Genomic DNA, 26,171 nt, shown 5'->3' on the forward strand with positions numbered 1-26,171 from the left:
GCCCGACCCGAGCAAGCGGCGTACGCCGTCGCCGTGCCGCGGAAATTGGAGGGACCGCGGCACGGCGACGACGAAAGGCACTCGGGGGGAGTGCCCTGCACCCGCGGTCCCGCCCGGGGTTAGTGGCGGGGCGGAGGGTGAACATGGGGCAGCGACGCTGCTGCCTGCGGATCACCGGGCTCCACGTGCCCGACCGCGGCTCCGACCCTTCGTAGAATTGTTCAACAAGAGGACTGTTGAACAATTCTACGAACCGGTCGGAGAGTGACTGGCTAGCGGGCCGCCATCTCCGTGACGGCCGCCGCCACCACGTCGGGAGCCTCCAGCGGCACCATGTGGCCGATGCCCTTGGCGATGCGGAACTCCGCGTCCGGCAGCGAGTCGGCCACGACCGCGCCGAGTTCCGGCCTGATCATCTTGTCCCGCGAGCCCGCGATCACCACGGCCGGAATGGACACCGTCGTCAGGTCCGCGCGCATGTCCATCTCGCCCATGCAGCCGAAGTAGGCCTGGCGCACCTTGCGCGGGGTGCCCGCGAACATGCGCCGGTTGGACTCGGCCACGGCCGCGCTCGGGTTCTCGCCGAGGGTCTGGCGCAGCATCGCCCGGCCGACGGGGCCCCGGTTGAGCGCGAAGTGGAATACCGGGTTGCCCATCATCTTGACTTCGCCTGCGGGCTCCTTGCGGTCGTGCGCCGCGGTGGCCAACAGCACCATGGACCGCACGCGGGCCTGGGCCTCGGTGCGATACGTGGTGGCATAGGACATCGCGGCGAACCCGCCGCCGGAGTGGCCGACGAGCACGGCCCCGGTGATGTCGAGCTGGGCGAGCACCGCGGCGAGGTCGGCGCCTAGCCGCTCGACGGTGATCCCGTCCTTGCCCACGGTCGACGCGCCGTGGCCGCGGTGGTCGTAGCGCACGACGCGGTGGCCCGCGGTGAGCAGCCGCCCCGCCACGTGGTGCCACACGGCGCGGGCCGCGCCCCAGCCGTGGACCAGGACCACGGTGGGGCCCCGCTCGTCGCGCGGTTCCTCGACGGTGACCGCGAGCTCGGCCCCGTCGTCGGTGCGCACCACCAGGTCGGCCGCGGTCGAGATGCTGCGGGTCACCGGGATCCCACCAGCGCGTTGAGGTTGGCGAAGGCGCCCTGGGTGCCCTGCGAGTGCGCCTCGCCGAGGTCCTTGACCTTGGCCAGCATCTTGAGCATGCCCTGCGGTGCGCCCTTGAAGTGCATGGAGAGCTTGGTGCGCTTGCCGCCGTCGATCTCCTCGAGGAGGAAGTCGCCGGTGCCGCGGAAGGCGCCGTCGATGTACTCGGTGGTGAGGCTGCGGCCGGGCACGACCCCGGTGGTGCGGCTGGTGAACTTCAGCTTCGGGCCACCCTTGTCCACGCCCTTGGTGTGCACGGTGACGTGCACCTCCGCGCCGACCTTGTCGGCGGGGATGGCGCCCGCCTCGAAGGTGTTGGTCGGCACCCACCAGCGCCGCGCCCCACCGAGTTCGGCGATGAGGGCCTGCCACACGACGTCGGGGGAGGTGTTGATGAACGCTTCGTCGATCAGGTCGTAGTCGGTCATGGTGAGCCTCCAGGGAGAACCGGGAGCAGGTCCGCCGAACAACCGCGTTGTCGACGAACCTGCTCCCGGGGAAGGGCGATCAGGCGAAGAAGTGCTGCCCGGGGGTGAGCACGCGGTCCGGGTCGTAGCGCCGCTTGAGGTCGAGCAGGCGCGAGTACTGGCCGCCGAAGTGCGCCTTCCACTCGGCCGGGGTCATGCCAGGGATCGCGCCCACGGTGTAGCGCTTGCCGCCCATGGGCTTGCTCAGGTCGTAGAGCCTGCGGTTCTGGTCGAGCATGCGCTGCAGGTTCGGGTCGTTCGGGAACGGGAAGCGCAGCAGGTCGAACAGCCACAGCCGCTCGTCGCTGGTCTCCGGCAGCATGAAGAACGGGTGCGTCAGCTTCGACCGGTAGAACGGGTACAGACCGGAGAAGCCGACACCCATGTCCGACGGCTGCAGGTCCGCCACGACGTGCGGGATGTACTGCTGGATCGTCGAGGACGGCAGGACGATGCTCAGCCACGGCTTCGGCGCCTGCCAGAAGCCGTTCGCCTTGAGCCAGTCCTCGATCCCGTCGAGCCGGAAGTACCAGTCCGTGTAGGACATCTCGGAGATCTGGATGTCGGCGCGGGTGTCGCGCAGGTCGGCGAGGATCGCGGCCTGGTCCGGCGGGGTCGTGGTCCAGTAGACGGCGGCCTCGACCTTGTATCGCCAGCCCGAGTCGTCCGGCTTGCGGACGATCTCACCTGACTGGTGGGTCAGGCGGTTCTCGACCATGATCTTTTCCGAGTCGGCGTGGAACGTGGCCATGTCCTCGTAGAACAGGGTCATCACCAGCGCGTTGGTGTGCGCGGGCGCCAGCTTGATCAGCGCCTTGGTGATGATGCCGAACTGGCCCGCGCCCGCGACAGCCGCCGCGAACAGGTCCGACCGCGTCGTCTTCGAGACCCGCAGGATGTCGCCGGTGCCGGTGACGATCTCGATGGCCTCCACGGTGTCGGCGAACAGGCCGTGCTTCTGCACCTGGCCGCCGATGCCGCCGACGCTGATCACGCCGCCGATCGACAGGTTCAGGTAGTCGGTGGTGCCGACCGGGGTCAGGCCCTGCGCGAGCGCGGCGTCGGTGAGCTGGCGGATGGTGACACCGCTGTCGACCCAGGCCCGCCCGTTGGAGATGTAGTGGATCTTGTTGAACTTGCGCTGGTCGATGGCGATGCCGCCGGGCACCAGCGCCTGGCCGTAGCTGGAGTGCGACTCGAGGTCGGGGCTGCGCCCGCTCTGGCCGTTCATCGCCACGGTCAGCCGGTTGCGCCGGGCCCAGGTGATGATCTTGCTGACGTCCTGAACCGACCCAGGGCGCAGCACCGCGCGCGGGGCACCGGTGATCAGCTCACCGAAGTCCTTGCTGAAGTTCCCCAGCGCCGGGCTGTAGGTCTCCAGCACGCCGTCGAGCGCGGGGACGGGGGTGACCCCGGGGGCCTGCGCCTGGGCGGCGGTGACGAACGCCGAGTTCGCCGCGCTCCACCCGACGATGGTGGCGGCCGTCGTCGCGGCGGCGCCCTTCAGGACGCCGCGACGCGATAATCCACTACTCATTGCTCTCTCCACGTTCACTGTGATTTCACCGGAAGCCCGACGGTGGTGGCGATCCGGTACGCGCCGAGGTCGACCTTCTTGGTCGCTTTGCGGAACCGCCACGTGTAGGTCGGCCAGATAGAGGGGTTTCGGCCGGAGCCGTCCTGGTACCAGCTGACGCAGCCGCCCGCGGTCCACACCGTGCCTTCGAGCTTGGCGTCGAGCGCGGTGTTGTAGGCCTGCTGCGCCTCCGAGCGCACCTCGACGCTGGCCAGTTCGCGCTTGTCCATGACCTTCAGCGCGTCGACGACGTGCGCGATCTGCGCCTCGATCATCACCGTCTGGGAGGAGTGGCCCAGCGTGGTGTTGGGGCCGAGCAGCATGAACAGGTTCGGGAATCCCGTGACCGTGGTGCCCGCGTAGGCGGACATGCCCGTGCTCCACGCGTCGGCGAGCTGGACGCCGTCGCGGCCCCAGATCCGGCGCGCGACCGGGCGGTCGGTGGCGGAGAAGCCCGTGCCCAGGATGATCGCGTCGACCTCACGCGAGGTGCCGTCGGCGGTGACGACCGAGCTGCCGTCGACGCGCACGATGGCGTCGGTGACAAGCTCCACATTGGGCTGCTGCAGCGCCGGGTACCAGGTGTTGGAGAACAGCAGGCGCTTGCAGCCCGCGGCGTAGTTCGGCGTGAGCTTCGCCCGCAACACCGGGTCCTTGACCTGCTTCTTGAGGTTCTTCTCGGCCATGCCGGTGATGGTCTTGGCCGCGATGTTGGGCCGCGCCAGCATGAAGGCCAGGATCTCGCGGCCCCACATGTTGAAGTTGCGGCGGAAGCGCTGGTAGCCCGGCACGTTCTTGCGCAGCGCGAACTGCAGCTTGTTGGTGGTCTTGTCGGCCTTCGGGCCCACCCACGGCGCGGTGCGCTGGTGCACGAACAGCTGCCCGACCTCGGGCTGGATCTTCGGCACGAACTGGATCGCCGACGCGCCGGTGCCGATGACGGCGACCCGCTTGCCCTTGAGGTCGAAGTCGTGGTCCCACGTGGCCGAGTGGAACTTGGCGCCGGGGAAGGACTCCAGGCCCTCGATGTCGGGCATCACCGGGTCGGACAGGTAGCCCGTGCCGGTGACCAGGACCTGCGCGGTGACGTCGCCGCCGCTGGTCTCGATGTGCCAGCGGCGCTCGGTGTCGTCCCAGCGCGCGCCGACCAGCTCGTGGCGGAAACGGATGTGCGGGCGGACGCCGAACTTCTCGGCGCACTCCTTGAGGTAGGCGAACACCTCGTCGCGCTTGCCGAAGGTGGTGGTCCAGTTCGGATTCCGCGCGAAGGAGAACGAGTACAGCAGCGACATCACGTCGCACGCGCAGCCAGGGTAGGAGTTGTCGCGCCAGGTGCCCCCGACCTCGTCGGCGCGCTCCAGCACCACGAAGTCGTCGATGCCCTGCTGCTTGAGCCGGATCGCCATGCCCAGCCCGGAGAACCCGGTGCCGATCACCGCGACACGGAAGTGGGGGACCCGGCTGCCCGAGCCCTCGGCCGGGGGTTCGACCCGGTTGATCGTCCTGGTCATGTCGGTGCTCCTAGCCGCGCCGGGTGAGGGTGATGCGGAAGTTGTTGAAGATGCCGTCCTCGAGGGTGTAGGCGAAGATGTCCAGGTAGCGCTCGAAGCGCTGGACGATCTCCGCACCCTCCATGGCGACGGCCTCGTCGCGGCGCTCGGCCAGCAACTCCAGCCAGACGCGGCACGCGCGGGCGAACGACAGTGGCTCGTTGACGATCTCGTCGATCACGAACAGCGACTCCGCGCCCGCGGCCAGGTCCTGCAGCTTCGGGATGTAGCAGCCCTTGAACTCCTCGCGCTGCAAGAACTTCAGGTCGTCGATGAGCTCGCGCTTCAGCGGCGGGTTCTCGATGGTCATGATGTGCAGCACCAGCTTGCCGCCCGGCTTGAGCAGGGTGTGGCACTGCTGGAAGAACGCGCGGAAGCGGCGGGTGCGCTCCTTGGGCGGCAGGGTGGAGAGCACGAAGTGCTCCAGGGCGTTGATGCAGAACGCGGAGTCGTAGGGCTCGTCGGTCTTGTGGTCCTCCCACGACTCGACGTGCACGGTGACCTTGGCGTTGCCCAGGGAGTTGATGAACTCCTCCTGGGTGCGCGACAGCGTCACGCCGACGGCCTGCTCCGCGCCGTGGACGCGGGTGACCCGGTCGAGCATGGTGCCCCAGCCGCAGCCGATGTCGAGCACACGCTTGGCGCCCCCGGCGCCCGCCAGCTCGATGAACTTGTCGAGCTTGCGCTCCTGGGCGAGGTCGTGCAGGCCGTAGAGGTCTTCGCCCTCGTTCCAGTAGCCGCCCGAGTACATCATGGCCGGGCCGAGCAGCAGCCGGTAGAAGTCGTTGCTGACCTCGTAGTGGTGCCGGATCGCGTCGACCTCAGGGTTGATCACCTTGTTCTCTGCCCCACCTGTCACCGCAGTCATGCCAAAACCCCTTTTCCACGTTTCCTGGCCGTGTGACGCCTCTGCGGTCTGTAGGTAAGCGCGACCCGTGCAACAGCGGCGCAACACGCAGGGAGTTGCGGCTTCGTTGCGCTTGTGCCGGTTACATCCGTCAAGGACCTCGCCGCACCAGGAGGCGGCGCGAGACGAACGCGACTGTGAGGAGCGACGAAGATGGAACTGCCCAACGTCGAAGAACTGGCCACCCAGCTGGCGGCCGTGTCGGGTGCCGAGAACGTCGATGTCGACGCCCCGCTGCTGCAGCTCGCCGATGTGGACTCGCTGGACCTCATGGAGTGGCTCTACGGCTTCCAGAACAAGTACCCGCACATCCCGGCCGACGAGTCGCTGTTCAAGGACATCGACGACACCACCACCCTGCGCGCCGTCCACGAGCGGCTGATGGCCCTCGTCCCCGCGAACTAAGGCGCGGGCCGTGAACGGCTTCGACATCGCCGGGTGGGGTGTCAGCGTCCCGGAAACCGTCCTGACCAGCGTCGAGCTGGCCGACCGGCTGGGCGTCGACGAGGACTGGATCGTCAGCCGGTGCGGCATCCGGGAGCGGCGGATCGTCGGCCCCGGCCAGACCACCGCGTCACTGGCCATCGAGGCGGGCCGCAGGGCACTGGAGAAGGCCGGGCTCACCGGCGCCGACATCGCCCACCTCATCGTGGCCACCGCGACGCCGGAGCAGCTCTCCCCGGCGACGTCGGCGTTCGTGCACCACGAGCTCGGGATCGCGGGCAGCGCGCACGACGTCAACGCCGAGTGCTCCGGTTTCGTGTACTCGCTGATGACGGCGGCGGGTTGGATGCTGATGGACCCGCGGCCGATCCTGATCATCGGGTCGGACACGCACTCGCTCACGGTCAATCCGGAGGACCGGGATCTGAGCATCCTGGTCGGCGACGGCGCTGGCGCGATCGTGCTGACCCCCAGCCCGGACACGTGGATCCGCGCGTGGAACCTGGGTGCCGACGGGTCCAAGCACGACAGTCTCAAGGTGGTGGCGGGCGGGGCCAGGATGCCCACCACGGCCGAGACCGTCGAGCAGGGCCTGCACTACGCCAAGATCAACGGCAACGAGATCTACCTCAACGCCGTCCGGTTCACCGTGCGTACCGTGCGGGCCACGTTGGAGCAGGCCAAGGTGGGGGTGGCCGACATCGACCACATCGTCCCGCACCAGGCCAACATCAGGATCATCAACTCGATCCTCAGCCACACCGGGCTCGATCCCGCGAAGCTGGTCACCAACCTCGACCGGTACGGCAACACCGCCTCCGCGTCGATCCCGCTGGCCCTGGCCGAGGCACTGGACGCCGGTCGGATCAACAACGGCGACCTGGTGCTGCTCGCGGGCTTCGGCGCCGGGATGACGTGGGGTTCGGTGCTGCTGGAGTGGGGTGGGGTGCGCAATGGGTAAGGCGGGAACGCGCGCTGTGATGGAGCGGGTGCTAGCCACTACCGACGCCGAGTGGGGTGGGGTGCGCAATGGGTAAGGCGGGATCGCGTCCGGAGCAGCCGGTGGCTCTGGTCACCGGGGCCTCCGGCGGCCTTGGTCAGTCGCTGGCGATGGAACTCGACGCCCTCGGCTGTCGGGTGGCGGTGCACTACAACAGCTCGCGCGACCGTGCTCTCGCGGTCGCCGAGAAGCTGGAGAACCCGTCGGTCGTCGTCGGCGGCTCGGTCGCGTCGTATGAGGCGGTCGTGGCCATGTACGCGGAGATCACCGAGGCGTTGGGCCCCGTGGACGTGCTGGTGAACAACGGCGCGATCCGCAAGGACGGCCTGATGGCGATGCAGTCCCCGGACGACTGGCGGGAGGTGATCGAGACGAACCTGATCGGCACGTTCCACACCGCGCGGGTCTGTGTCGGTCACATGCTCCGCCAGCGCTGGGGACGGGTGGTCAACATCGTGTCCCCGTCCGGCATCATCGCCACCGCGGGCCAAACGGCCTACGGCGCGTCGAAGTCGGGTGTCATCGGGTTCACCCGGACCCTGGCGGCCGAGTGCGGTCGTCGGGGCGTCACGGTGAACGCGCTGTCGCCGGGCTTCATGATCACGGAGATGACCAAGGACCTGTCGGACCAGGTGCAGAACGCGATCAAGGAGAAGTGCCCGGTCCCGCGCTTCGGCACGACCGAGGAGGTCGCCCGCAGCATGTCCCTGTTCCTGGACGCGGACTACATGACGGGCCAGGTGGTGAGCATCGACGGTGGCGTGAGCGTCACCTGAGCAGTCCGTCCCGGGGGTTGAGCCGCTTCGCCCCCGGGACGGGCCTTCAGTGTTTGAGGTCGGTGAGGAACGTCGACCAGGGGGCGTGGGTGATTCTCCCTCATTCCTTCCAGGGACAACCCCTGCTGTTGCGCCGTGCTTGCGCTGTCGAAGATTCAATGAAGGTCCTGCCCGCAGCCAAAAGCGAGGAAGTGAGCACTCGTGACAGCGCTTGCCGACCCGTCCGCCGAAGGCGAACTAGCCGCTCTGTCCACTGTGGACGACATGGCCGCCAGGGTGCGGGAGCTCCGTCTCAAACGGAGCAAGGCGTACGACGGGCCGAGCGTGGCGGCGACGGAGGCGCAGCACGCGCGGCGTAAGCTCACTGTTCGGGAGCGGCTCGACATTCTGCTCGATCCGGGTTCCTTCAACGAGATCGAGACTCTGCGCACGCACCGCGCGACCGGGTTCGGGATGGCTGACCGCAAGCCGCCCGGGGATGGGGTGGTCATCGGGTGGGGGACGATCGAGGGGCGGACGGTTTTCGTCCACGCGCACGACTTTCGGGTGTTCGGCGGTTCCCTCGGTGAGGCGCACGCGCAGAAGATTCACAAGATCATGGACTTGGCCGAGTCCACTGGGGCGCCGCTGATCGGGCTCAATGACGGGGCGGGCGCGCGCATCCAGGAAGGTGTGACCGCGCTGGCGGGGTACGGCGGGATCTTCCGGCGCAACGTGCGGATGTCCGGTGTGGTCCCGCAGATCAGCGTGATGCTCGGCCCGTGCGCGGGCGGCGCGGCCTACTCGCCCGCGTTGACCGACTTCGTGTTCATGGTCCGCGATGTCGCCCAGATGTTCGTGACCGGGCCGGACGTCGTCCACGCGGTCACCGGTGAGCAGGTCTCCCACGACGAACTCGGCGGCGCCGACGTTCATGGCGGCACCGGGGTCGCCACCTTCGTCCACGATGACGAGGAGAGCTGCCTGCTCGACGTGCGCTACTTGGTCGGCCTGCTGCCGTCGAACAACCAGCAGCCGCCGCCGACGTTCGCGGCCACCGACCCGGCCGGCCGACGCACCGACGCCCTGGCCGACATCGTCCCTGTCGAGCCGGGCCGCGCGTATGACATGCGGGACGTGGTCGCCGAGCTGGTTGACGACGGCGAATACATCGAACTGCACGAGACCTGGGCGACCAATGTCGTGTGCGCGCTGGCCCGTATCGATGGCACGACAGTAGGGGTTGTGGCGAATCAGCCGAGCTCGCTGGCGGGCGTGCTTGACATCGCCTCCGCGGAGAAGGCGGCCCGGTTCGTCCAAACCTGCGACGCGTTCAACATCGCGCTGGTGACGCTGGTGGACGTGCCCGGGTTCCTGCCCGGCACCGACCAGGAGCACAACGGGCTGATCAGGCACGGTGCCAAGCTGCTCTACGCCTACTGCGCCGCGACCGTGCCGCGGGTCCAGGTGATCTTGCGCAAGGCCTACGGCGGCGCGTACATCGTCATGGACTCCCGCTCGATCGGGGCGGACCTGTCCTACGCGTGGCCGACGAACGAGATCGCCGTCATGGGGGCCGAGGGCGCGGCCAATGTGGTCTTCCGCAAGGAGATCGCCGCGGCGGCCGACCCGGAGGCGACCCGCGCGCTGCGGATCGCCGAGTACCGGCAGCGACTTGTCCACCCCTATTTCGCGGCCGAGCACGGGCTCGTCGACGACGTCATCGACCCGGCCGAAACCCGCTCGACGGTCGCGCGGGCGCTGGCGATGCTGCGGACCAAGCGCGCGTCGCTGCCGCACACCAAGCACGGGAACCCGCCGCTGTGAGCACTGAACCGATCGTGACTCCGGACACCGAGCGCGGAGAGTCGGCCCTTATGGGCGCCGAGCCGATCTTGACCTCGCAGGCTTGCGACGAGGAGGTCGCCGCGCTCGTCGCCGCACTGGCCGCCGTCGCCCCGTCCACCGGGGACCCGCCGTCCCCGGGTCCCCGATGGACGCTCCCGAAGGTGCTGTTCCGCGCGCCGACCGCGTGGGACGCGCCATGACGCGAATCCCATTTCTGTTTGCCTGTTTCCGCAGGGTGTTGCCGGTTTGTGTGAACATTCGCGCAGTATTGAACCGAGACTTTTTATGCCGCGTATACGGTGTCCATCGATTGCTTTCGGCGGCGTGAACAGTTGATGAGTGCCTGCCAGAGCTGGGCTTGCGAATGGTGTCACGGGCGGATCCATCGCCAGGTCGGAGCACCCCCTATTGGTCCTGTAAGGACTATCTCCATTGGTGTTGGAATATTTTGAGAGACCCGGTCCGCGTTGACGCTCGGCTGAGTTGATCTGTAGCATTCGTCCGGTTGCGGGCGTAATGACCGAGTACCGTGTGCCGCGGTGGTGGGCATTCGCCATTGTGGAGCGTGGTTCTCGGGAGGAGCCCCATGTCCATATCAGGCCCCGCCTTATCAGGCGCTGAGTCCGGACCGCCCCTAGACCTGGCCCGCAGCCTGCGGCGCATTGTGGAAGCCCCCTGGCCGCACGAGGATACCGAGGACATGCCCGGAATGGTCACCGTCCTCACCGCCGCCTTCGACGCACGCGCGCACGACGTCACGGCGGGGGCCCACGACATCGCGCTGCGCTTCGGCGGCCACGAGATCACCGACGACGAACCCACCGAACCCCGCGTGGTCAGCGCCGTCTTCCACAGCGTCTGCGACGCGACCAGGGCGTCACTGGAGATCGCCAGCATGGTCGCGCTCGCGGAGTCGGACACCGGAGACCCCCTAGGCGGCCTACGCATCGTGCTGTGCGCCGCCGTCGACGCCCCCGAGTCCCCAATCGGCACCCAGGCGATGCGCCACGCGCGAACCCTGCTGGCCAAGGCCGCCCCCGGCCAGATCCTGGCGACCGCCCCCACCGCGGTTGTCGCTGGCCCGACCCTGCCCGCGGGCATCGAGCTCCTCGACCGTGGCTTCTGGACCCCCCTACCCGACGCCCCACCGGAACGCGTCTACGAGATGTGCGTGGGCGGCGCGACCCCCGAGGGCACCGGCACCTCCAACCTCGAATGGGCCAGACGAGCCCTGCACGACCCAGCCGCCACCGTCGTGGTCGACGTCGCCGAAGCACTCCGCACGGCCACGTCGGTCTGGCCTGAGGTTCAGTCCGGCAACGCCCGGATGGTGCTCGTCTACCGCGGTTCGGCCGCGGACCGGATGGCTGTCACGGCCGAACTCGTGCTGCGGTTGCACGCGGAAGGGGCGCTTGTCCTGTACGGGCGTTGGACGGCCGGCACATATGAGACTTATCGGGCCTTCCGCGAGGCTCTCGGCTTCCACGCGGCGGCTTGCGCGACTGACCAGCTGGTCACCGACTTGCAAGGCTGGGCTGACGAGATCGCCCACCTGTTGCCTGATCTTGGTGCGAGGGTCGGCGGAACCATCCCGGGCCGAGGCGGTTCAACCTATGAACGTGCGGGAATGTTCGACGCAGTAGGCCATTGGGTCAGAGCGATCACCAGCAGAGTCCCCACGATCTTGGTCCTGGACGACGCCCATAGAGCGGACCCCACGTCCATCTCACTGCTCTCACACCTGTGGCATTCGTGTAGATCATCGGGCTTGATGGTAGTAGCGACAGCAACCGAGACACCGGTAGCCGACCGCCTGGCGGACGTAGTCGTACACCCGGACCCATCAGCCCTAGTCCGAATCCCTTTGTCCTAGACCGAAACGCACCAACGCAAAGCAGCCACCCAACCGACCGCTTTGCCCCCAGCACCCCGTCCTGGCCATCTTTAACATTCGATCGGCGGTGTCAAGGGTCGGCTTGCCGATCGCGCAGCGACGCCGCAGGCGCCCTTGACGCCGTCGATCGAATGTTAAACGCTCGGGCTAGGGGAGCGACCCCGCGGTTGTGCGACGAACGAGTGCACTCGTTGGTGCACAACGATTGAGCGCACTCGTTCGGGCTTCGGAGGGCGAGTCGCTCCCTCGTCAATCAGCGTCTTATCCGGAAACAGGGATGTCAAGGGCGCCTGCGGCGTCGCTGCGCGATCAGCGAGCTGACCCTTGACATCCCTGTTTCCGGATAAGGGATTGCCAGGACGAGGGTGCTGGGGGAAGTGCAGGGACCTTCGGTCCCCACAACCAGGGACCTTCGGTCCCCACAAGACAAGGCGAGGACCTGCGGTCCTCAAAGGACACGGACCAGGGCAAGGAGCTGCGGTCCTCAAAAGACAAACTGGACCCGGCGGTTCCGTTCTATGCGGATCTGCGTAGGCCCAGGTTTGTGAGGGTCCAGGTGGCTTCTGCGCGAAGCGCCTGGGCGCAGCGGCGGTCGCCTACCTTGTTGCGGCTGTCCAAGGCCTTGGCCAGCGCCAGTTGGGCTAGGGCCATCCATGGTCTGGCTCGTCTTCCTGCCAGTTGTGACAGGGCCGCCGACAGGTGTCGTTCGGCGTCGTCCCAGTCTCCGACGACTACTGCCAGTCGTCCTAAGTGGAATGCCGCTGTGCCGACGAAAGTGCGGTAGCCGACGCCGCAGGTCAGGTCTGGGTAGGGGGTCAGGAGGGCTCGTACGGCTTCCGCTGTGGCCGCGTCGCCGAGTTCGACCGCTGACAATGCCAAGACGCCGACCGCGTGTGGCCATTCGTCGCCGGTGGGGAGGGGTTCGGCGTTGATGGCCAGGGCTCTCACTGTCAAGTGGGGGAGGCCTCGGTCGCCGCGCAGGATTGCTGCCAGGGCTCGTTCGGCGCCTTCGTGGGCGGTGGTCGGGTGGTCTGGGGCGACGGCGCCGCCGTAGCGGAGCCAGCGGGAGATGAGCATCTGACGTTGGGCGAGGCTGCCGGGGAGGGGGGCGATCGCGGTGGCGGACTGGACGATCTCGACGTGGCGGGCGGTGGCGGCGGCGTCGGTGAGTCTGCCCTCGGTGACGGCTATGGCGACCGTGTGCTCGGCCAACAGTGCGTCGCCGATGGCTATCTCGTCGCCATCGCCGTCGTTGATCGCTTCCGCGAGGGATGCCAAAGCAGCGTCGCGGGACTCGATGTCGCCGGTGAGTTCGGCGGTGGCGGCGCGGTGGTGGGCGGCGGCGACGCGGCCCGCGGTGTCGCCGATGGCGCCCGCGACGGCGAGGGCCTCAGCGGCGAGGGTGGCGCGCCAGCGGACGTGGTCGGGGCCTTCCAGCAGTCGCAGCTCACCGGTCATCGCACGCAGGGAGCGGGTCACCGCCGGATCGGCCGAGACGGACGTCGACAGGTCGCATTGCCTTGCTATCAGCCTGCCCACCGTCACGTCGTCCACGGCGACCGAGCGGTTCGGGCGGGACTCGGCGACGGTGCGGAGCAGCAGGTCGATCATCGCGGTCGCCTCGCTGCGCAGGCGGGGGCGGGTGCCGACGGCGTCGGCCAGGCCGAGGGCGGCTTGGGCGGCGATGTTGAGGCGGTGGGTGTGCAGGGCCTGGATCGTGCCGTCGAGGAGGGTCTGGTCGCAGTCGCGGTGACCCGCGGCCAGCTGCGCCAGACCCAACCTGGTCAGGGCGTCGGCTCTGAGCTCGTTGTCGGACTCCGGGACATGCGTAAGCGCTTGCTCCAGCAGCCGGACCGCCTCGGACTGCGCGCCCTTGCGGGTGGCCCAGGCCGCGGCGTGCCAACTGGCCTGGACCGCGCGGGTGTCGCCATCGGCCGCGGCGCCCGCCGAGCGGTGGTGGGCCAGGGCCCGGCTGTGGGTGGCGAGGTTGTCGGTGCGGTGATGTTCGATGGCGTCGGCGAGGCGCGCGTGCAGCCACCGCCGCCGGGTCTCGCTGAGCTGCTCATAGACCGCGCGCCGCACGACATCGTGGGTGTAGCGGTACTTCGGCACCGGGTTGGCCCCGAAACCGGTGGCGATCACCTCGGTGACCAGGCCCGTCTCGACCAGCTCGTCGAGGCTGTCCAGTGCGTCGTCCGGGGTCAGGCCCGCGGCGTCGCCTGCCAGGTCGAGTTCGAAGGCGAAGCCCGCGACCGCCGCGGCCCGCAGCAGTCTGCGCGGCTCCGGGTCGAGCGCGGCGAGGTTCGCCTCGGCGTAGTCGTGGATGCCGTCCGGCAGCCGCCGCCCCGCCACCGCGGGCCCTTCGCGGTACCAGCGCAGCATCTCCACCGCGAGATAGGCGTTGCCCGCGGTGTCGGCGAGCAGCCGGTACGGCGGTGGCACGTCGGCCGCGTGCGCGGTCGGCATGATCTGGCGCGACAGCGCGCGCATGTCGGACTCCTCGAGCCCGGGCACCGCGACCCGGCGCAGCAGGCCGAGCCGGTCCATGTCGTGCACGAAGTCGGTGTGCGGATCCGCCGGTTTGCGCGGCCCGCGGCCGTTCGCGGTGGCCACCAGCAGCAGCGAACAGTCGGTGCCGCCGAGCCGGAACACCCTGCGCAGCAACAGGAACGTGTCCTCGTCGGCCAGGTCCAGGTCGTCGAGCACCAGGCAGATCGACTGGTCGGCCAGCTCCGCGAGCAGCTTCGTCAGCGCGGCGAGGTCCGGTCGCGCGTCGTTTCCCGGCGCCAGCGCCCGAAGTGTCCTCAGTGGACCAAAACTGAGTGGCGGCAGGGACTCGGTCGGAGTGGCGGCGACGAAGTCGGCCAGCGCGGACACGATCGGCTGGGCGGGCACGGTCGACCCCGGTTCGCAGCGGCCGTAGACCACCAGCCCGCCCGCGCGCCCGATCCGCCGGGCCGCCTCGGTGACCAGCCGCGTCTTGCCGACCCCCGGTTCGCCGGTGACCAGCACCAGGTGGCCGACGCCCTGCTCGGTCTGCGCCCACGCCTTGGCGATCCCGGCCAGCTCGGTGCGCCTGCCGCTGAACGGGACCGCCGCCGCTGCCACTGTCCCGGCGCGCGGCTTGCCCCGGTGCGACGCCGGGCCGCCGAGCAGGTCGACGTAGGCGGCCTGGGTCTGCGGCGACGGGTCGATGCCCAGTTCCTCCGACAGCACCTGGCGCAGCCGCTGGTAGCTGCTCAGCGCCTCGGCCCGGTTGCCGCCCGCGGCGTGCGCGGTCATCAGACATCGGTGCGCGCTCTCGCTCAGCGGGGCCCGCCGCACGGCCTCCTCGGCGAAGCGCACCGCGTCGCGGTCCACGCCCAGCGCCGCCGCCGCGCCGCTGGCGGTCTCCAGCGCCGAGGACAGCAGCCCGTCGAGGTGCTCGCGCACGCCCGCTACCCACTCGCCCTCGTGATGGGGGAGAAATGGTTCGCGTAAATACGACAACGCGGTCATGGCGAATTTCTGCGCGTCGGCGTTGGCGCCCTCGGCCTGCGCGCGGATCGCGTCCCCAACCGCTCGCTCGGCGCATTCAAGATCGACGACGGCGTCTTGCGGCATCCGAAGCAGATAGCGCCTGCCTTGCGCGACGAGTTCGGCGTCGTCATGGGCGACGAAAGTGCGCACCCGACTGACTACGCTGCGTAACGCCGAAGCCCAGGTGTCGGGCAGCCCGTCGGGCCACACGGTGTCGGCGAGTTGGTCGCGGTCGGTGCCGGTGGCCCGCTCCAGGATCAACCGGGCGAAGGCGACCTGGGTCTGGGCGCTGGACAGGTGTCGAGCCACGCCGCCCGGTTCCTCGACGGCGATCAGCCCGATGAGTCTGATCAGCATGCGCGCAAACTCCCTGGACCCCCAGGGTGCGTGACGCCAGGCGCCAGCACCCGCTTCGGCGGCTCGGCACAATCCACTAAGCGATCTAAATTCAGAAAGCCCCGCTTGGACCACTCGCGTGGAAACTCTACCGGGGGACCGGATCAAGGTGTCAAGCCCAACAGGTAGTCGATGCGGACGTTTTTACGGAGTACTCGCGTACGCCTGAACAGCGCAACCCCATGTTCGTCCCGGTAGGAGTCCCGCCAGCCGTAACCTGCTGTGACAGACGGGATCCACGCCACGCAACCTCGGTGTTGCGCTCCGCTTGCGCGGCCTGCCGTAGAAATTGCGCCAGGCGGAAATTCGTACTTAGGGAAACGGCAGAAAAGGCGAACGGCCACCGGAGTCGGTGGGCGTATTCGACCGTGGAATTCGCCGAAACGCGGAAAGAGGAGACGCAACCGTGAGCGCTTCTGCAGCATGGGAACGGCTGGAGCCGAAACTGACCGCGATTCGGCAGCGGCTCGGGCAATTGGAGTCCGAGCCGGACCGGCGCAACAGCTTCATGCCGTACACCCCCGAACGCGACAGCCCCTATGTCGACCTGCACGGCGAGCGCCTGCTGCAGATGTCGGGCTACAGCTACCTCGGACTGTCCGGTGACGAGCGAGTCGTGGCCGCGGCGAAGGCCGCCGTCGACACCTACGGCTCCGGCGCCCACGGTGTCCGGGCCCTGGCGGGCTCGACCCCGCTGCACGAAGAGCTGGAGGCGGAGGTCGCCCAGTTCCTCGGCCGCGACACCGCGCTGGTCTTCGGCTCGGGCTATGCCGCCAACGTCGGCACCATCGCCGCGCTGGTCGGCCCGGGTGACACGGTCTTCATCGACAAGTACGACCACGCCAGCATCGTCGACGGCTGCCAGCTCAGCGGCGCCACGGTGACCCGGTTCCGGCACAACGACGCCGACCACCTCAACCGCCGCCTGGCCGAGTCCCACCGCGAGGGCGTCAAGCTCGTCATCGTCGACTCGGTCTACTCGATGGACGGCGACATCGCCCCGCTGCCCGAACTGCGCGAGGTCTGCGACCGGCACGACGCGCTGCTGATGGTCGACGAGGCGCACGCGCTGGGCGTCATCGGCAAGACCGGCCGCGGCATCGAGGAGCACTTCGACTTCAAGGTCAAGGTCGACATCAAGGTCGGGACCCTGTCCAAGGGCATCCCGTCGACCGGCGGCTGGGTCGTCGGCTCCCCGGAGCTGGCGGTGTTCCTCAAGTACAACGCGCGGCCGTTCCTGTTCTCCGCGGCCCTGCCGCCCGCCCAGGCGGGTGCGGCGCTGGAGTCGCTGCGGATCCTGGACCAGGAGCCCTGGCGGGTCACCCACATCCAGAACGAGTCGGCGCGGCTGCGCAAGATCGTCACCGACGCGGGCATGCGGACGCTGTCGAGCGAGACCGCGGTGATCCCGCTGATCGCCGGGTCCGACGAGCTCGCCTACGACTACGCCACCGCGTGCCGCAAGGCCGGGGTCGTCGGCCTGCCGGTCGTCTCGCCCGCGGTGCCGAACACCCTGGCCCGCCTGCGGATCGCCGTCACCGCCCGGCACTCGTCCGAGGACATCGACGTGGCGGCCGACGCCTTCCTGACCGCGGCCCGCCAGTGCGGGCTCATCGCGGCCTGAGGCGCGCGGACATGGCTCCCTCTCCTGAAGTCGTCGTCACCGGGATGGGCGTGGTCACCCCGGCCGGGTGCGACCTCGACCGGTTCTGGTCGGCGCTGCTGGCGGGCCGCTCCACGGCGGCGCCGCTGGACCACATCGACGTCAGCGGGCACGGCGTCCGGTTCGGCTGCCGGGTCTCCGGGCTCGACGAGGTCGGCCTGGTCACCGCCAAGGAAGCGCGCCGGATGGATCCGTTCGCCCGTTACGGTCTGGTCGCCGCGCTGTCGGCGCACCAGCACGCGGGCGGTCCGGCCCCGGATCCGGCGCGCACGGCGATCGTCGTCGGCACCGCGGTCGGCGGCCGGTGGACCAGCGACGAGGAGAGCCGCAACTACTACCTCAACGGGCCCCGCGCGGTGAACCCGCTGATGCCGCTGGTGACCATGCCGAACTCGGCGGCCGCGCTGATCGCGATGCGCCTCGGCTGGCACGGGCCGTCGCTGACCATCTCGACCACGTGCGCCAGCGGCGTCGACGCGGTCGGCCACGCGGCGGCGATGGTGCGCTCCGGCCAGGTCGACGTCGCCATCGCGGGTGGCTGCGAGTCGACGCTGACCCCGGTCAGCCTCGCCGGTTTCGCCAACCTGAACGCGATGTCGGCCCGCAACGACGAGCCCGAGCTGGCGTGCAGGCCGTTCGACGTTGACCGCGACGGCTTCGTCATGGGCGAGGGCGCGGGCTTCGTGGTGCTGGAACGCCGGGCGGACGCGCTGGCCCGCGGCGCCACGGTGCACTCCCAGATCCTCGGCTACGCCGCGACTTCCGACGCCCACCACCTCGCGATGCCGCTGCCCGACGGCGGCGGCGCGATCGCGGCGATGACCTCGGCCATCACCGCGTCCGGACTGTCGCCCGCGGACATCACCCACGTCAACGCGCACGGCACGTCCACACCGCACAACGACCGGGCCGAGGCCATCGCTCTGGCGAAGGTCTTCGGCCAGACCCCACCGGTGACCGCGACCAAGGGCGTCACCGGCCACCTGATCGGCGCCGCCGGGACGGTCGAGCTGATCGCGACGATCCTCGCGACCGCCGCCGGAACCGTCCCGCCGACCGCCAACCACGACCGAATCGAGCCTGGTATGGACATCGACCTGGTGCACGGCCGACCGCGCCCGGTGGCCTCCGGCCCCGCGCTGTCGAACTCGTTCGGCTTCGGCGGCCACAACGCCTGCCTGGTGGTGGCCCCGTGAGCGAAGCATCGACGTTCGCCGCCAGCGACATCCGCGCGGTCACCGCCGCCGAACTCGCCAACTACCGCGACGTGCTGCGCGGCGCCATCGGCGTGCGGCGGGTCGTCGGGGCCCCGCAGGCGTCGCCGGTCTATCCGTTCGTGCTCGCGATGGCCAGCTTCGATGAGATCGTCGACCAGCTCACCCCCGAGGGGCAGCCCCGTCCCGGCAATGTCCATCTGAGCCAGGAGATCCGGGTCCGCAGGCTGGTCGCGCCGGGGGAGCGGGTGGGCATCGACGTCGAGGTGCTCGCCGCCCGCCGCGAGGCCAAGGGCGTGCGCCTGGCGATCCGCTGTGTCGTGGTCGGCGACGACGGCGCCGTCGTGTCCGAGCTGCTCACCGGTGCCCTGCTGGTCGACGCGACCACGCCGGAGCCCTTCGGTGACATGCCCGCCGCCACCGAGCTCACCGCCGGTCCCGGCCCCGTCGAACGCACCGCCGTCACCGCGACGATCCCCGCCGAGACCGTGCTCGCCTACGCCGACGCCTCGGGCGACCACAACCCGATCCACCTCGACGAGGTCGCCGCGATCGCCGCGGGCTTCCCCGGCGTGATCGCACACGGGATGAGCGTGCTCGCCCTGATCACCGAGGACGTGGTCGACCGCTACGCGGGCGGCGACGCCGCGCGGATCACCGGGATCGGGTGCCGCTTCTCCGCGCCGATCCTGCCCGCGGAGCCGCTGGAGATCACCTACGTCACCGACGGCGGCCCGGTCGTCAAGTTCACCTGCAAGACCCCGCGCGGCCTGGCGTTCAAAGGCGGCTGGGTCGAGATCGACGGGAGGCGCCATGGCTGAGGTGTTCCTGCGGGACCTGGTGGGCAGTTCTCGCGTGGTTTGGCACGGCACCGACGGGAGGCGTCATGGCTGAGCCGTTCCTGCAGGATCTGGTCGGCGGTTTCGGGTGGGGCTTCGGTAGGCACGTCGAGCATGTGGCGGCCGGTCTGGTCTGGCTGGGCATCGATGGGAGGCGTCATGGCTGAGCCGTTCCTGCAGGACCTCGTTGACAGCTTCGTGTGGCACGCCGAGCGCGCGCCCGACGCGGTCGCGCTGGTCTGGCACGACACCGAGATCGGCTACGGCGAGCTGCTCGACCTCGCCCACGTCGAACGCGACAAGCTCGTCGGGCACGACCTGGCCACCGGCCTGCCCGTCGGCATCCTGGCGGAGAAGTCGCCGGAGGCCGTGGCGCTGGTGCTGGCCTGTCTGCTGGCCCGCCGCCCGTTCCTGCTGCCATCGCCCGCGCTTGGCGACGACATCCTCGCCACCCTGTTCGCGCAGGCGGGCTGCACCACGGTCCTGACCACGCCGGGCCAGGCCAGGCGGATGCTGCCGCCCACGCCGGTCTCCTCCCCGCCGTGGCCGCCCGCGAACACCGCGTTCATGCTCACCACGTCCGGCTCCACCGGGCAGCCCAAGATCGTCCCGCTGAGCGCGCAGGCGGTGGCCCGCTTCGCCGACTGGGCCGCGCCGACCTTCGGCATCGGCCCCGGCCGCACCGTGCTCAACGTGGCGCCGCTGAACTTCGACATCTGCCTGCTCGACGTGTGGACGACGCTGGCCGCGGGCGGGCGGGTGGTCATGGTCGACCCGGCCTACGCCGCCAACGGCCGCCACCTCGCCGAAGTACTGCGCGCCAACGAGATCCACGTCGTGCAGGCCGTGCCAATGTTCTTCGGACTGCTGCTGGCCGCGGGCGCGGAGGGCTTCGACAGCGTCGAGCACGTCATGGTCACCGGCGACGCCACCCCCGACCACGTGCTCGCCGGGATCCCGCTGCTGTTCCCCAAGGCGCGGCTGCGCAACATCTACGGCTGCACCGAGACCAACGACAGCTTCATCGCCGACGTCGACGGCTTGCCGATGGCGATCGGCGATCCGCTGCCCGGGGTGCGCGCCATCCTGGTCGACGAGGGCCGCGTGATCACCGGGCCGGGTACAGGCGAGCTGTATGTGTCCACGCCGTTCCAGACCGAGGGCTACCTCGACGCGTCCCGCAACGTCGGCAAGTTCACCGACCACCCGACCGGCGCCGACGACCTGCGCTACTTCCGCACCGGCGACCTGGTCCGGCGCGGCGGCGACGGCAGGCTGATGCTGGTCGGCCGCGCCGACTTCCAGGTCAAGGTGCGCGGCGTCGCGGTCAACACCGCCGAGATCGAGGCGGCGCTGCTGGAGCACCCCAACGTGCTGGAGGCCGCCGTGGCCGCCCTGCCCGACCCGGTCGCGGGGGCCGTGCTGGCCGCTGCCATCCACCGGGCGCCGGGCAGCGGCCTGGACAGCCTCGCGCTGCGGGAGCACTGCGTGCGGCGGCTTCCGCGCGCCGCCATCCCTTCACGTATGCGGATCACCGACGAGCCGCTGCCCAAGACCGCCACCGGGAAGGTCGACCGCGCCGCGGTGGGCCGGACCGGGACCGGGTCGTCTCAAGCCGAAAGAAGGGTGTCATGAGCAACGTCTCCACGATCAAGGCGTTCATCATCGATGAATTCCTCCCCGATGTCGCCGCCGACGGGTTGGCCGTCGATTACGACCTGCTGGCCAACGGTGTGGTCGACAGCCTCGGCCTGCTGAAGATGATCGCGTGGATCGAGGACCGCTTCGGCGTCCCGATCGGCGACGACGACCTTGACCCGGACAACTTCCGCAGCGTCGCCGCGGTCGACCGGTTCATCGATGCCGCGCGCATCGGCCCCGTGGTGGGTGCCTGACCATGCACGAGGTGATCGCGGCCCTGGTCCAGGGGCGAGGTGAGATCGACGAGCCCGCGTGGCGCTCGCTGTGGGACGGGATCGAGTCGAGCGCCGTCGACCGGGCCGAGATCGCCGCATTGCTGGCGTCGCTGTCCACGAAGCTGCCCGACCCGGAGTCCTTACGCGCACTGGTGAGGTCATTGCGCGTGGAAGCGGCGCCGTGGCCGGGCACGGTGAACATCGTCGGCACCGGCGGCGGACCGCGCACGTTCAACATCTCCACCGCCGCGGCCTTCGTGGCCGCGGCGATGGGGGTGCCGGTCGTCAAGTCCGGCTCGCGCGCCTACACCGGTAGCGCGGGCTCGATCGACCTGCTGGAGCGGCTGGGCGTCGGCCTGACCAAGTCGCTCGACGAGACGGCGTCGACGCTGGCCAAGCAGGGCGTCGCGTTCACCGGCCCGTTCGTCTACCCGTCGGTGCTGACGCGGATGGCGCGAACCCTGGTGCCCCTTGGCATGCGGCGCTTCGGCCGGTTCCTCAACGCGCTGGGCCCGTTCATCGCCACGGTCCCGGTCGCCGCCCAGGTGACTGGCGTGTCGGCCGCGGTCTCCCTGGCCGACCTGCGCGAGCTGGCCTCGGCGCAGGACCGCCGGATCTGGCTGTGCGCCAACGACTTCGGCGCCGACGAGCTGCTCGGGTTCGCCCACAACGTGATCCACACAAACGACGGCGGCCCGATCCGGCTCTCGCCGGGCGTGCTGGCCCGCGGCGACGGCGGTCTCGCCGATCTCGCGGAGCACCCGGGATCGCTGGTCGACCACTTCCTCGACGTGCTCGCGGGCAAGGCCCACCGCACCGCCCTCGAAGCCGTCGCCCTCAACGCCGCGGCGCTGGCTGTGGCCAGTGGACACACGCCCGCGTGGCCCGACGCGTACGAGGCGGCCGAGTCCGCCCTCCGCGACGGCGCCGCCCGCTCGTTGGTGGACCGCTTGCGCAAGCCAACGGCGGTGCTCCATGCCTGAGCGGCCCGAGTTGTCCACAGTGGCGCCGATCCATCCACAGGCACATCCCGATCACCCCGAAACCCGCCAGACCCCGATAGACTGGCCAAGGGCCGTCCCCCCGGGACAGGGTGGGGGCCGCGCGCGTGGGGTTTCGGGAGGTTTCTTCGAGCAGCGGCCGGTGGGCGAGTCGGGGTTGGCGTTGTTCCTCAACGCCGGTGACCCGCCGCTCGACGTGTTGGCCGATCTCGTCGCGATGCTGGACGAGTCCGGTGTGGACTGTCTGGAGCTGGCTGTCCCGTTCCCGGGGTCGGTGACTGACGGCCTCACGGTGCGGCAGTCCGCAAACCGGGCACTGGCCCAAGGTGTCGACCTCGACGCCACGCTCGACTTCATCGCCAAGACCCGGCCCGGCCTGCGCAGGCTCAAGATCGCGCTGCTGGTCGACTGGAGTCACTCCCTCAAGCGCCGGTCACTGTCCACAGTGGCCGACGAGGTCGCCGCCGCCGGGGTCGACGGCCTGCTCGTGCACGGCCTGCCGCCGCGGCTCAAGGCCGACTACTACCTGGCCACGGATGCGGCGGCGCTGCCCATCGTGACCACCTGCTACCACCGGAAGTCCCCTCCGGAGGTGCTGGCCGAGACCGCCGCGAAGGCGTCGGCCTACGTCTACCTGGTGGCTCACTACGGGCGCAGCGGTTCCGCGCCCGCGGCGGGCTACGCCGATCTGGCGGGCACGGTCGCCCGCCTGCGCGAGACGGCCACCGCGCCGATCGCGGTCGGCTTCGGCGTTCGCACGCGGCGCGACGTCGAGGCGATCCACGGGGTCGGGGCCGACGCGGTCATCGTCGGGTCCGCCGGGGTCGCCGTGGTGGAGCACGCCCTGACGCGAGACCGGGACGTGGTCGCGGACTTCCACGACTTCGTCCGGTCACTCCACCCCCACCACCCACTGCACACAGGGAGAACACGATGATCATCCGTGAGCTTTCCGGCGTCCGCACCGTCGAGTGGGGCAACGGCCTCAGCAGGCGATTCCTCGTCGAGTCCGACGGCATGGGGTACAGCCTGACCGACACGACCGTCCGCGCGGGCACCAAGTCGCTGCTGGAGTACCGCAACCACCTTGAGGCGTGCTACTGCATCGAGGGGTCCGGCGAGGTCGTCGACATGGACGGCAACTCCTTCCCGATCACCGCGGGCGTGATGTACGCGCTGGACAAGAACGACGCGCACTTCCTGATCGCCAGCCCGGACGAGGACCTGCGCCTGGTGTGCGTGTTCTCCCCGGCGCTGCGCGGCGACGAGGTGCACAGCCTCGACGAGTCCGGTTCCTCGCACTACTAACTCGCACTTGTTGAACGGTGTTGTCAGCAGGTTCTGGCGGCTGATCAGGCCGCTGTCGGCGTGTTGCTGATCGAATAGGGCGGTGTCGCGGTGATCGAGTGGAACGCCGATCAGATCGACCTGCGCGCGGGAATCGCGCAGTGGTGCGAGGCGCTCAGCGCCGACCACGTGGAGCGGGACGAGGAAGGTACTTTCTCCTGGGACAAATGGAAACTGGTGCGCCAGTCGGGCATCCTGGGCCTGCCGTTCGACGAACGGTTCGGCGGATTGGGCCTGGACCTGGTCACCACGATGGGCGTGCTGGAGGCCCTTGGCGAGGGCAACCGCGACGGCGGCCTGAGCTTCTCGGTCACCACCAGCATGTGCAGCACCGGTGTCCCACTGGAGGCTTTCGGCTCCGCTGAGCTGAAGCAGCGCTACCTGCCGCGGATCTGTTCCGGCGAGCTGATCGGCGCCCACGCGATCACCGAGTCCGAGGGCGGCTCCGACGCCCTGCGGATGCTCACCACCGCCGAGCGCGACGGCGACGAGTTCGTCCTGCGCGGCAGCAAGACCTTCGTCAGCAACGCCCCGATCGCCGACGTGTTCGTCGTCTACGCCAAGACCCGCCCAGAGGGCGGTGCGCTCGGGGTCACGGCGCTGCTGGTCGAGCGGGACACCCCCGGCCTGACCGTGGGCAAGTCCATGAAGAAGATGGGCCTGCGCACGTCACCGCTCAGCGAGCTGTTCTTCGACGACTGCCGGGTCCCCGCCACCCAGGTCATCGGCCGGGTGGGTGGCGGGTTCCTGGTCCTCGACCACGTGATGAAGCGGGAGATCCTGTTCTCCTTCATCATCAATGTCGGCGAGATGCAGCACCGGCTCGACCGCTGCCTGGCCTACGCCAAGCAGCGCACCCAGTTCGGCAAGCCGATCGGCCACTACCAGTCCATCGCGAACAAGCTCGTGGACATGCGCATCGGCGTGGAGAACTCCCGCCGCTGGCTCTACGACACCGCCGAGCGGTTGGCCAAGGGCTACAACGTCACCACCGAGATGGCCATCGCCAAGCTGCTGACCAGCGAGGCCAACCTCGCCTCCGGCCTGGCCGCGGTGCAGATCTTCGGCGGCCACGGCTACATGGCCGAGACCGGACTGGAGAAGGACCTCCGCAACGCCGTCGCGGGCACCATCTACTCGGGCACGACCGAGATCCAGTACAACCGAATCGCATCGATGATGGGGTTATGACCAGCCCCGCGGGCAGGCAGGAGATCCTGCTCAAGACGTGCGGCGCGACTTCGGCCGCCGACATGGACGTGCTCGCCGCCGCCGGTGCCGACCTCGTCGGGCTCTGGCACGGCATCCCGGGCGGTCCGGCCGAACTCGACGTCGACACGCTCGTGGAGTTGGCCGCCGCGGCGCGGGCGACCGGCGTGCTGGAACCGGTCCTGGTGACGTTCCTAAGCGACGTCGACCGGCTCGGCGATGTGCTCGCCCGCAGCGGGATCGACTGGGTGCAGCTGCACGCCTATCAGTCGCCGCTGGTGGTCAAGGGCCTACGCCAGAAAGGCCACAGTGGACTGAAGGTGGTCAAGGTGCTGCACGTCGACGACGGCGGCTGCGTCGAGCGCAGGCTGGTCCCGGCCTACGAACGCGCGGGCACCGACGTGTTCCTGCTCGACCGGGTCGGCGACAACGGCCAGGTCGGCAGCACCGGGCAGCAACTGCGGGAGTCCGCGGTGGCAGACCTGGTGCCCAGTCTCACCCTGCCTTTCCTTCTCGCGGGCGGGATCAGCGCCGACAACCGTGCCGACTACCCGTGGCTGGCCACACACCCCGGCTACCTCGGCATCGACGTGGACACCGCCGCCCGTGACCACAGTGGACGCTTCTCCGGAAGTAATGTGGCGGCTATCGCCTTGGAGTGGAGCACGGCTCGATCGCGAGAGGTCGTCGGATGAGCGAGCTTGCGAGCGAATCATTGACACAGGGCGACCGCGAGCGGCGGCCCGGAGCCTGCGAGGGGCCGTCGTGAGTGTTTTCATTGAGGCTTTGCTGGAAGCGCGGCGCCCGTTGATCATGGAGGTCAAGCGGCGCGACCCGCACGGCAACGACCTGATGGGCGGTCGGACCGTCGCCGAGGTCGTCGCCCACTACGAGACCGCGGGCGCCGCGTGCGTCTCAGTGGTGACCGGCCGCTGGTTCGGCGGCACCCCCGAGTTGCTGCGTGAGGTCGTCGACCGCACCGGGAAACCGGTGCTGCAGAAGGACTTCATCACCCGCCGCGACCACATCCAGCAAGCCCGCCGCTGCGGCGCGGCCGCGGTCCTGCTCACCGCCGGGCTGCTGACCCGCTCCAGCCTGGCCAACCTGATCGACGCGGCCCTGTCGCTGGAACTGACCCCGTTCGTCGAGATCACCTCCGAGGACGAGATCACCGGCATCACGTCGGCCTCGCAGTGCGTCATCGCGGTCAACAACAAGGACATCAAGACCGGCGAGCGCGACACGGGTGACCTGACCAGGAGCGAACGGATGCTTCCGTTCCTGCGCGCGTCGGGAACCCGGGCGCCGGTCAGCGCCAGCGGGATCGACACCCCTGAGACCGCCGCCCGGCTCGCCGACCTCGGCTACGCGGGCCTGCTGGTCGGCACCGCCCTACTCCGCGCGCCGAGCGTGGGGGACTGGCTCGACGCGTTCGACAACTCCAGGACCACCGAATTCGCCCGGAAAGGGGCCTGATC

23 protein-coding genes are annotated in these 26,171 nt (G+C 69.5%); 17 read left to right on the forward strand and 6 right to left on the reverse strand.

Annotated features, from left to right (window positions below):
- Positions 1-272: 272 nt before the first annotated feature.
- The 5 genes from BN1701_RS33220 to BN1701_RS33240 all read right to left on the reverse strand — a co-directional run bounded on the left by BN1701_RS33220 (position 273) and on the right by BN1701_RS33240 (position 5,609).
- Entirely contained in the window at positions 273-1,109 is an 837-nt protein-coding gene (locus BN1701_RS33220) for an alpha/beta fold hydrolase (RefSeq protein WP_054055392.1), read from the reverse strand.
- Positions 1,106-1,576 carry an SRPBCC domain-containing protein gene (locus tag BN1701_RS33225; RefSeq protein ID WP_054055393.1) on the reverse strand — a complete coding sequence of 157 codons (471 nt, stop codon included), beginning with the start codon at positions 1,574-1,576 and terminating at the stop codon, positions 1,106-1,108. Before BN1701_RS33225 ends, BN1701_RS33220 begins: the two co-directional genes overlap by 4 nt.
- Before the next feature lie 79 nt (positions 1,577-1,655).
- The gene (locus BN1701_RS33230) at positions 1,656-3,152 is read right to left on the reverse strand and encodes an FAD-binding protein (RefSeq protein WP_054055394.1); all 1,497 of its coding nucleotides are present in this window, start codon (positions 3,150-3,152) and stop codon (positions 1,656-1,658) included.
- A gap of 14 nt (positions 3,153-3,166) precedes the next feature.
- On the reverse strand, positions 3,167-4,702 hold the full coding sequence (locus tag BN1701_RS33235; protein WP_054055395.1) for an NAD(P)/FAD-dependent oxidoreductase: 1,536 nt from the start codon (positions 4,700-4,702) through the stop codon (positions 3,167-3,169).
- A gap of 10 nt (positions 4,703-4,712) precedes the next feature.
- Positions 4,713-5,609 carry a class I SAM-dependent methyltransferase gene (locus BN1701_RS33240; protein ID WP_054055396.1) on the reverse strand — a complete coding sequence of 299 codons (897 nt, stop codon included), beginning with the start codon at positions 5,607-5,609 and terminating at the stop codon, positions 4,713-4,715.
- Positions 5,610-5,801: 192 nt separating this feature from the next.
- Between BN1701_RS33240 and BN1701_RS33245 the strand changes: the two genes are divergently transcribed.
- The 6 genes from BN1701_RS33245 to BN1701_RS33265 all read left to right on the forward strand — a co-directional run bounded on the left by BN1701_RS33245 (position 5,802) and on the right by BN1701_RS33265 (position 11,568).
- A complete protein-coding gene (locus BN1701_RS33245; protein ID WP_054055397.1) occupies positions 5,802-6,053 on the forward strand; it encodes a hypothetical protein in 252 nt (83 codons plus the stop codon).
- Between the two features lie 10 nt (positions 6,054-6,063).
- A complete protein-coding gene (locus BN1701_RS33250; protein WP_054055398.1) occupies positions 6,064-7,053 on the forward strand; it encodes a 3-oxoacyl-ACP synthase III family protein in 990 nt (329 codons plus the stop codon).
- Positions 7,054-7,154: 101 nt separating this feature from the next.
- Complete coding sequence (locus BN1701_RS33255) at positions 7,155-7,868, forward strand: SDR family NAD(P)-dependent oxidoreductase (RefSeq protein ID WP_231949791.1); 714 nt, start codon at positions 7,155-7,157, stop codon at positions 7,866-7,868.
- A gap of 264 nt (positions 7,869-8,132) precedes the next feature.
- On the forward strand, positions 8,133-9,674 hold the full coding sequence (locus BN1701_RS33260; RefSeq protein WP_054056340.1) for an acyl-CoA carboxylase subunit beta: 1,542 nt from the start codon (positions 8,133-8,135) through the stop codon (positions 9,672-9,674).
- Positions 9,671-9,895, forward strand: a complete 225-nt coding sequence (locus BN1701_RS36245) for an acyl-CoA carboxylase epsilon subunit (protein ID WP_157368354.1) — start codon at positions 9,671-9,673, stop codon at positions 9,893-9,895. Before BN1701_RS33260 ends, BN1701_RS36245 begins: the two co-directional genes overlap by 4 nt.
- Positions 9,896-10,395: 500 nt before the next feature.
- The gene (locus BN1701_RS33265; RefSeq protein WP_157368355.1) at positions 10,396-11,568 is read left to right on the forward strand and encodes an AAA family ATPase; all 1,173 of its coding nucleotides are present in this window, start codon (positions 10,396-10,398) and stop codon (positions 11,566-11,568) included.
- 537 nt (positions 11,569-12,105) lie between these two features.
- Here BN1701_RS33265 and BN1701_RS33270 read toward each other — a convergent pair.
- A complete protein-coding gene (locus tag BN1701_RS33270; RefSeq protein WP_054055401.1) occupies positions 12,106-15,465 on the reverse strand; it encodes a BTAD domain-containing putative transcriptional regulator in 3,360 nt (1,119 codons plus the stop codon).
- Between the two features lie 445 nt (positions 15,466-15,910).
- Between BN1701_RS33270 and BN1701_RS33275 the strand changes: the two genes are divergently transcribed.
- From BN1701_RS33275 to BN1701_RS33325, 11 genes are all read left to right on the forward strand, one after another.
- Entirely contained in the window at positions 15,911-17,128 is a 1,218-nt protein-coding gene (locus BN1701_RS33275) for an aminotransferase class I/II-fold pyridoxal phosphate-dependent enzyme (protein ID WP_054055402.1), read from the forward strand.
- A gap of 11 nt (positions 17,129-17,139) precedes the next feature.
- Positions 17,140-18,363 (forward strand): beta-ketoacyl synthase, encoded by a 1,224-nt coding sequence (locus BN1701_RS33280; protein ID WP_054055403.1) that lies wholly within the window; start codon positions 17,140-17,142, stop codon positions 18,361-18,363.
- Complete coding sequence (locus BN1701_RS37720; RefSeq protein WP_054055404.1) at positions 18,360-19,202, forward strand: MaoC/PaaZ C-terminal domain-containing protein; 843 nt, start codon at positions 18,360-18,362, stop codon at positions 19,200-19,202. The genes BN1701_RS33280 and BN1701_RS37720 overlap by 4 nt, the downstream gene beginning before the upstream one ends.
- Before the next feature lie 177 nt (positions 19,203-19,379).
- The gene (locus BN1701_RS33290; protein ID WP_054055405.1) at positions 19,380-20,855 is read left to right on the forward strand and encodes an AMP-binding protein; all 1,476 of its coding nucleotides are present in this window, start codon (positions 19,380-19,382) and stop codon (positions 20,853-20,855) included.
- Positions 20,852-21,115, forward strand: coding sequence for an acyl carrier protein (locus BN1701_RS33295; protein WP_054055406.1), 264 nt, complete (start codon positions 20,852-20,854; stop codon positions 21,113-21,115). The genes BN1701_RS33290 and BN1701_RS33295 overlap by 4 nt, the downstream gene beginning before the upstream one ends.
- A gap of 2 nt (positions 21,116-21,117) precedes the next feature.
- Positions 21,118-22,119, forward strand: a complete 1,002-nt coding sequence (locus tag BN1701_RS33300; RefSeq protein WP_054055407.1) for a hypothetical protein — start codon at positions 21,118-21,120, stop codon at positions 22,117-22,119.
- 160 nt (positions 22,120-22,279) lie between these two features.
- Complete coding sequence (gene trpA / locus BN1701_RS33305) at positions 22,280-23,074, forward strand: tryptophan synthase subunit alpha (protein ID WP_054055408.1); 795 nt, start codon at positions 22,280-22,282, stop codon at positions 23,072-23,074.
- Positions 23,071-23,445 carry an ectoine synthase gene (locus tag BN1701_RS33310; RefSeq protein WP_054055409.1) on the forward strand — a complete coding sequence of 125 codons (375 nt, stop codon included), beginning with the start codon at positions 23,071-23,073 and terminating at the stop codon, positions 23,443-23,445. Before trpA ends, BN1701_RS33310 begins: the two co-directional genes overlap by 4 nt.
- 90 nt (positions 23,446-23,535) lie before the next feature.
- The gene (locus BN1701_RS33315; RefSeq protein WP_054055410.1) at positions 23,536-24,675 is read left to right on the forward strand and encodes an acyl-CoA dehydrogenase family protein; all 1,140 of its coding nucleotides are present in this window, start codon (positions 23,536-23,538) and stop codon (positions 24,673-24,675) included.
- On the forward strand, positions 24,672-25,388 hold the full coding sequence (locus tag BN1701_RS33320) for an N-(5'-phosphoribosyl)anthranilate isomerase (protein WP_157368356.1): 717 nt from the start codon (positions 24,672-24,674) through the stop codon (positions 25,386-25,388). Before BN1701_RS33315 ends, BN1701_RS33320 begins: the two co-directional genes overlap by 4 nt.
- Positions 25,389-25,458: 70 nt before the next feature.
- Positions 25,459-26,169 carry an indole-3-glycerol-phosphate synthase gene (locus tag BN1701_RS33325; protein ID WP_197672168.1) on the forward strand — a complete coding sequence of 237 codons (711 nt, stop codon included), beginning with the start codon at positions 25,459-25,461 and terminating at the stop codon, positions 26,167-26,169.
- The last annotated feature ends 2 nt before the right edge of the window (positions 26,170-26,171 follow it).

The organism is Alloactinosynnema sp. L-07, assembly GCF_900070365.1.
Taxonomy (GTDB): Bacteria; Actinomycetota; Actinomycetes; order Mycobacteriales; family Pseudonocardiaceae; genus Actinokineospora.

Excerpts from the sequence above, each read along its gene's own strand:
- BN1701_RS33230 (WP_054055394.1), bottom strand. The coding sequence starts at position 3,152 with ATGAGTAGTGGATTATCGCGTCGCGGCGTCCTGAAGGGCGCCGCCGCG.
- BN1701_RS33290 (WP_054055405.1), top strand. The coding sequence starts at position 19,380 with ATGGCTGAGCCGTTCCTGCAGGACCTCGTTGACAGCTTCGTGTGGCAC.
- BN1701_RS33280 (WP_054055403.1), top strand. The coding sequence starts at position 17,140 with ATGGCTCCCTCTCCTGAAGTCGTCGTCACCGGGATGGGCGTGGTCACC.
- BN1701_RS33265 (WP_157368355.1), top strand. The coding sequence starts at position 10,396 with ATGCCCGGAATGGTCACCGTCCTCACCGCCGCCTTCGACGCACGCGCG.
- BN1701_RS33235 (WP_054055395.1), bottom strand. The coding sequence starts at position 4,702 with ATGACCAGGACGATCAACCGGGTCGAACCCCCGGCCGAGGGCTCGGGC.
- BN1701_RS33270 (WP_054055401.1), bottom strand. The coding sequence starts at position 15,465 with ATGCTGATCAGACTCATCGGGCTGATCGCCGTCGAGGAACCGGGCGGC.
- BN1701_RS33320 (WP_157368356.1), top strand. The coding sequence starts at position 24,672 with ATGACCAGCCCCGCGGGCAGGCAGGAGATCCTGCTCAAGACGTGCGGC.
- BN1701_RS33310 (WP_054055409.1), top strand. The coding sequence starts at position 23,071 with ATGATCATCCGTGAGCTTTCCGGCGTCCGCACCGTCGAGTGGGGCAAC.
- BN1701_RS33240 (WP_054055396.1), bottom strand. The coding sequence starts at position 5,609 with ATGACTGCGGTGACAGGTGGGGCAGAGAACAAGGTGATCAACCCTGAG.
- BN1701_RS33300 (WP_054055407.1), top strand. The coding sequence starts at position 21,118 with ATGCACGAGGTGATCGCGGCCCTGGTCCAGGGGCGAGGTGAGATCGAC.
- BN1701_RS33225 (WP_054055393.1), bottom strand. The coding sequence starts at position 1,576 with ATGACCGACTACGACCTGATCGACGAAGCGTTCATCAACACCTCCCCC.
- BN1701_RS33260 (WP_054056340.1), top strand. The coding sequence starts at position 8,133 with ATGGCCGCCAGGGTGCGGGAGCTCCGTCTCAAACGGAGCAAGGCGTAC.
- BN1701_RS33245 (WP_054055397.1), top strand. The coding sequence starts at position 5,802 with ATGGAACTGCCCAACGTCGAAGAACTGGCCACCCAGCTGGCGGCCGTG.
- BN1701_RS33295 (WP_054055406.1), top strand. The coding sequence starts at position 20,852 with ATGAGCAACGTCTCCACGATCAAGGCGTTCATCATCGATGAATTCCTC.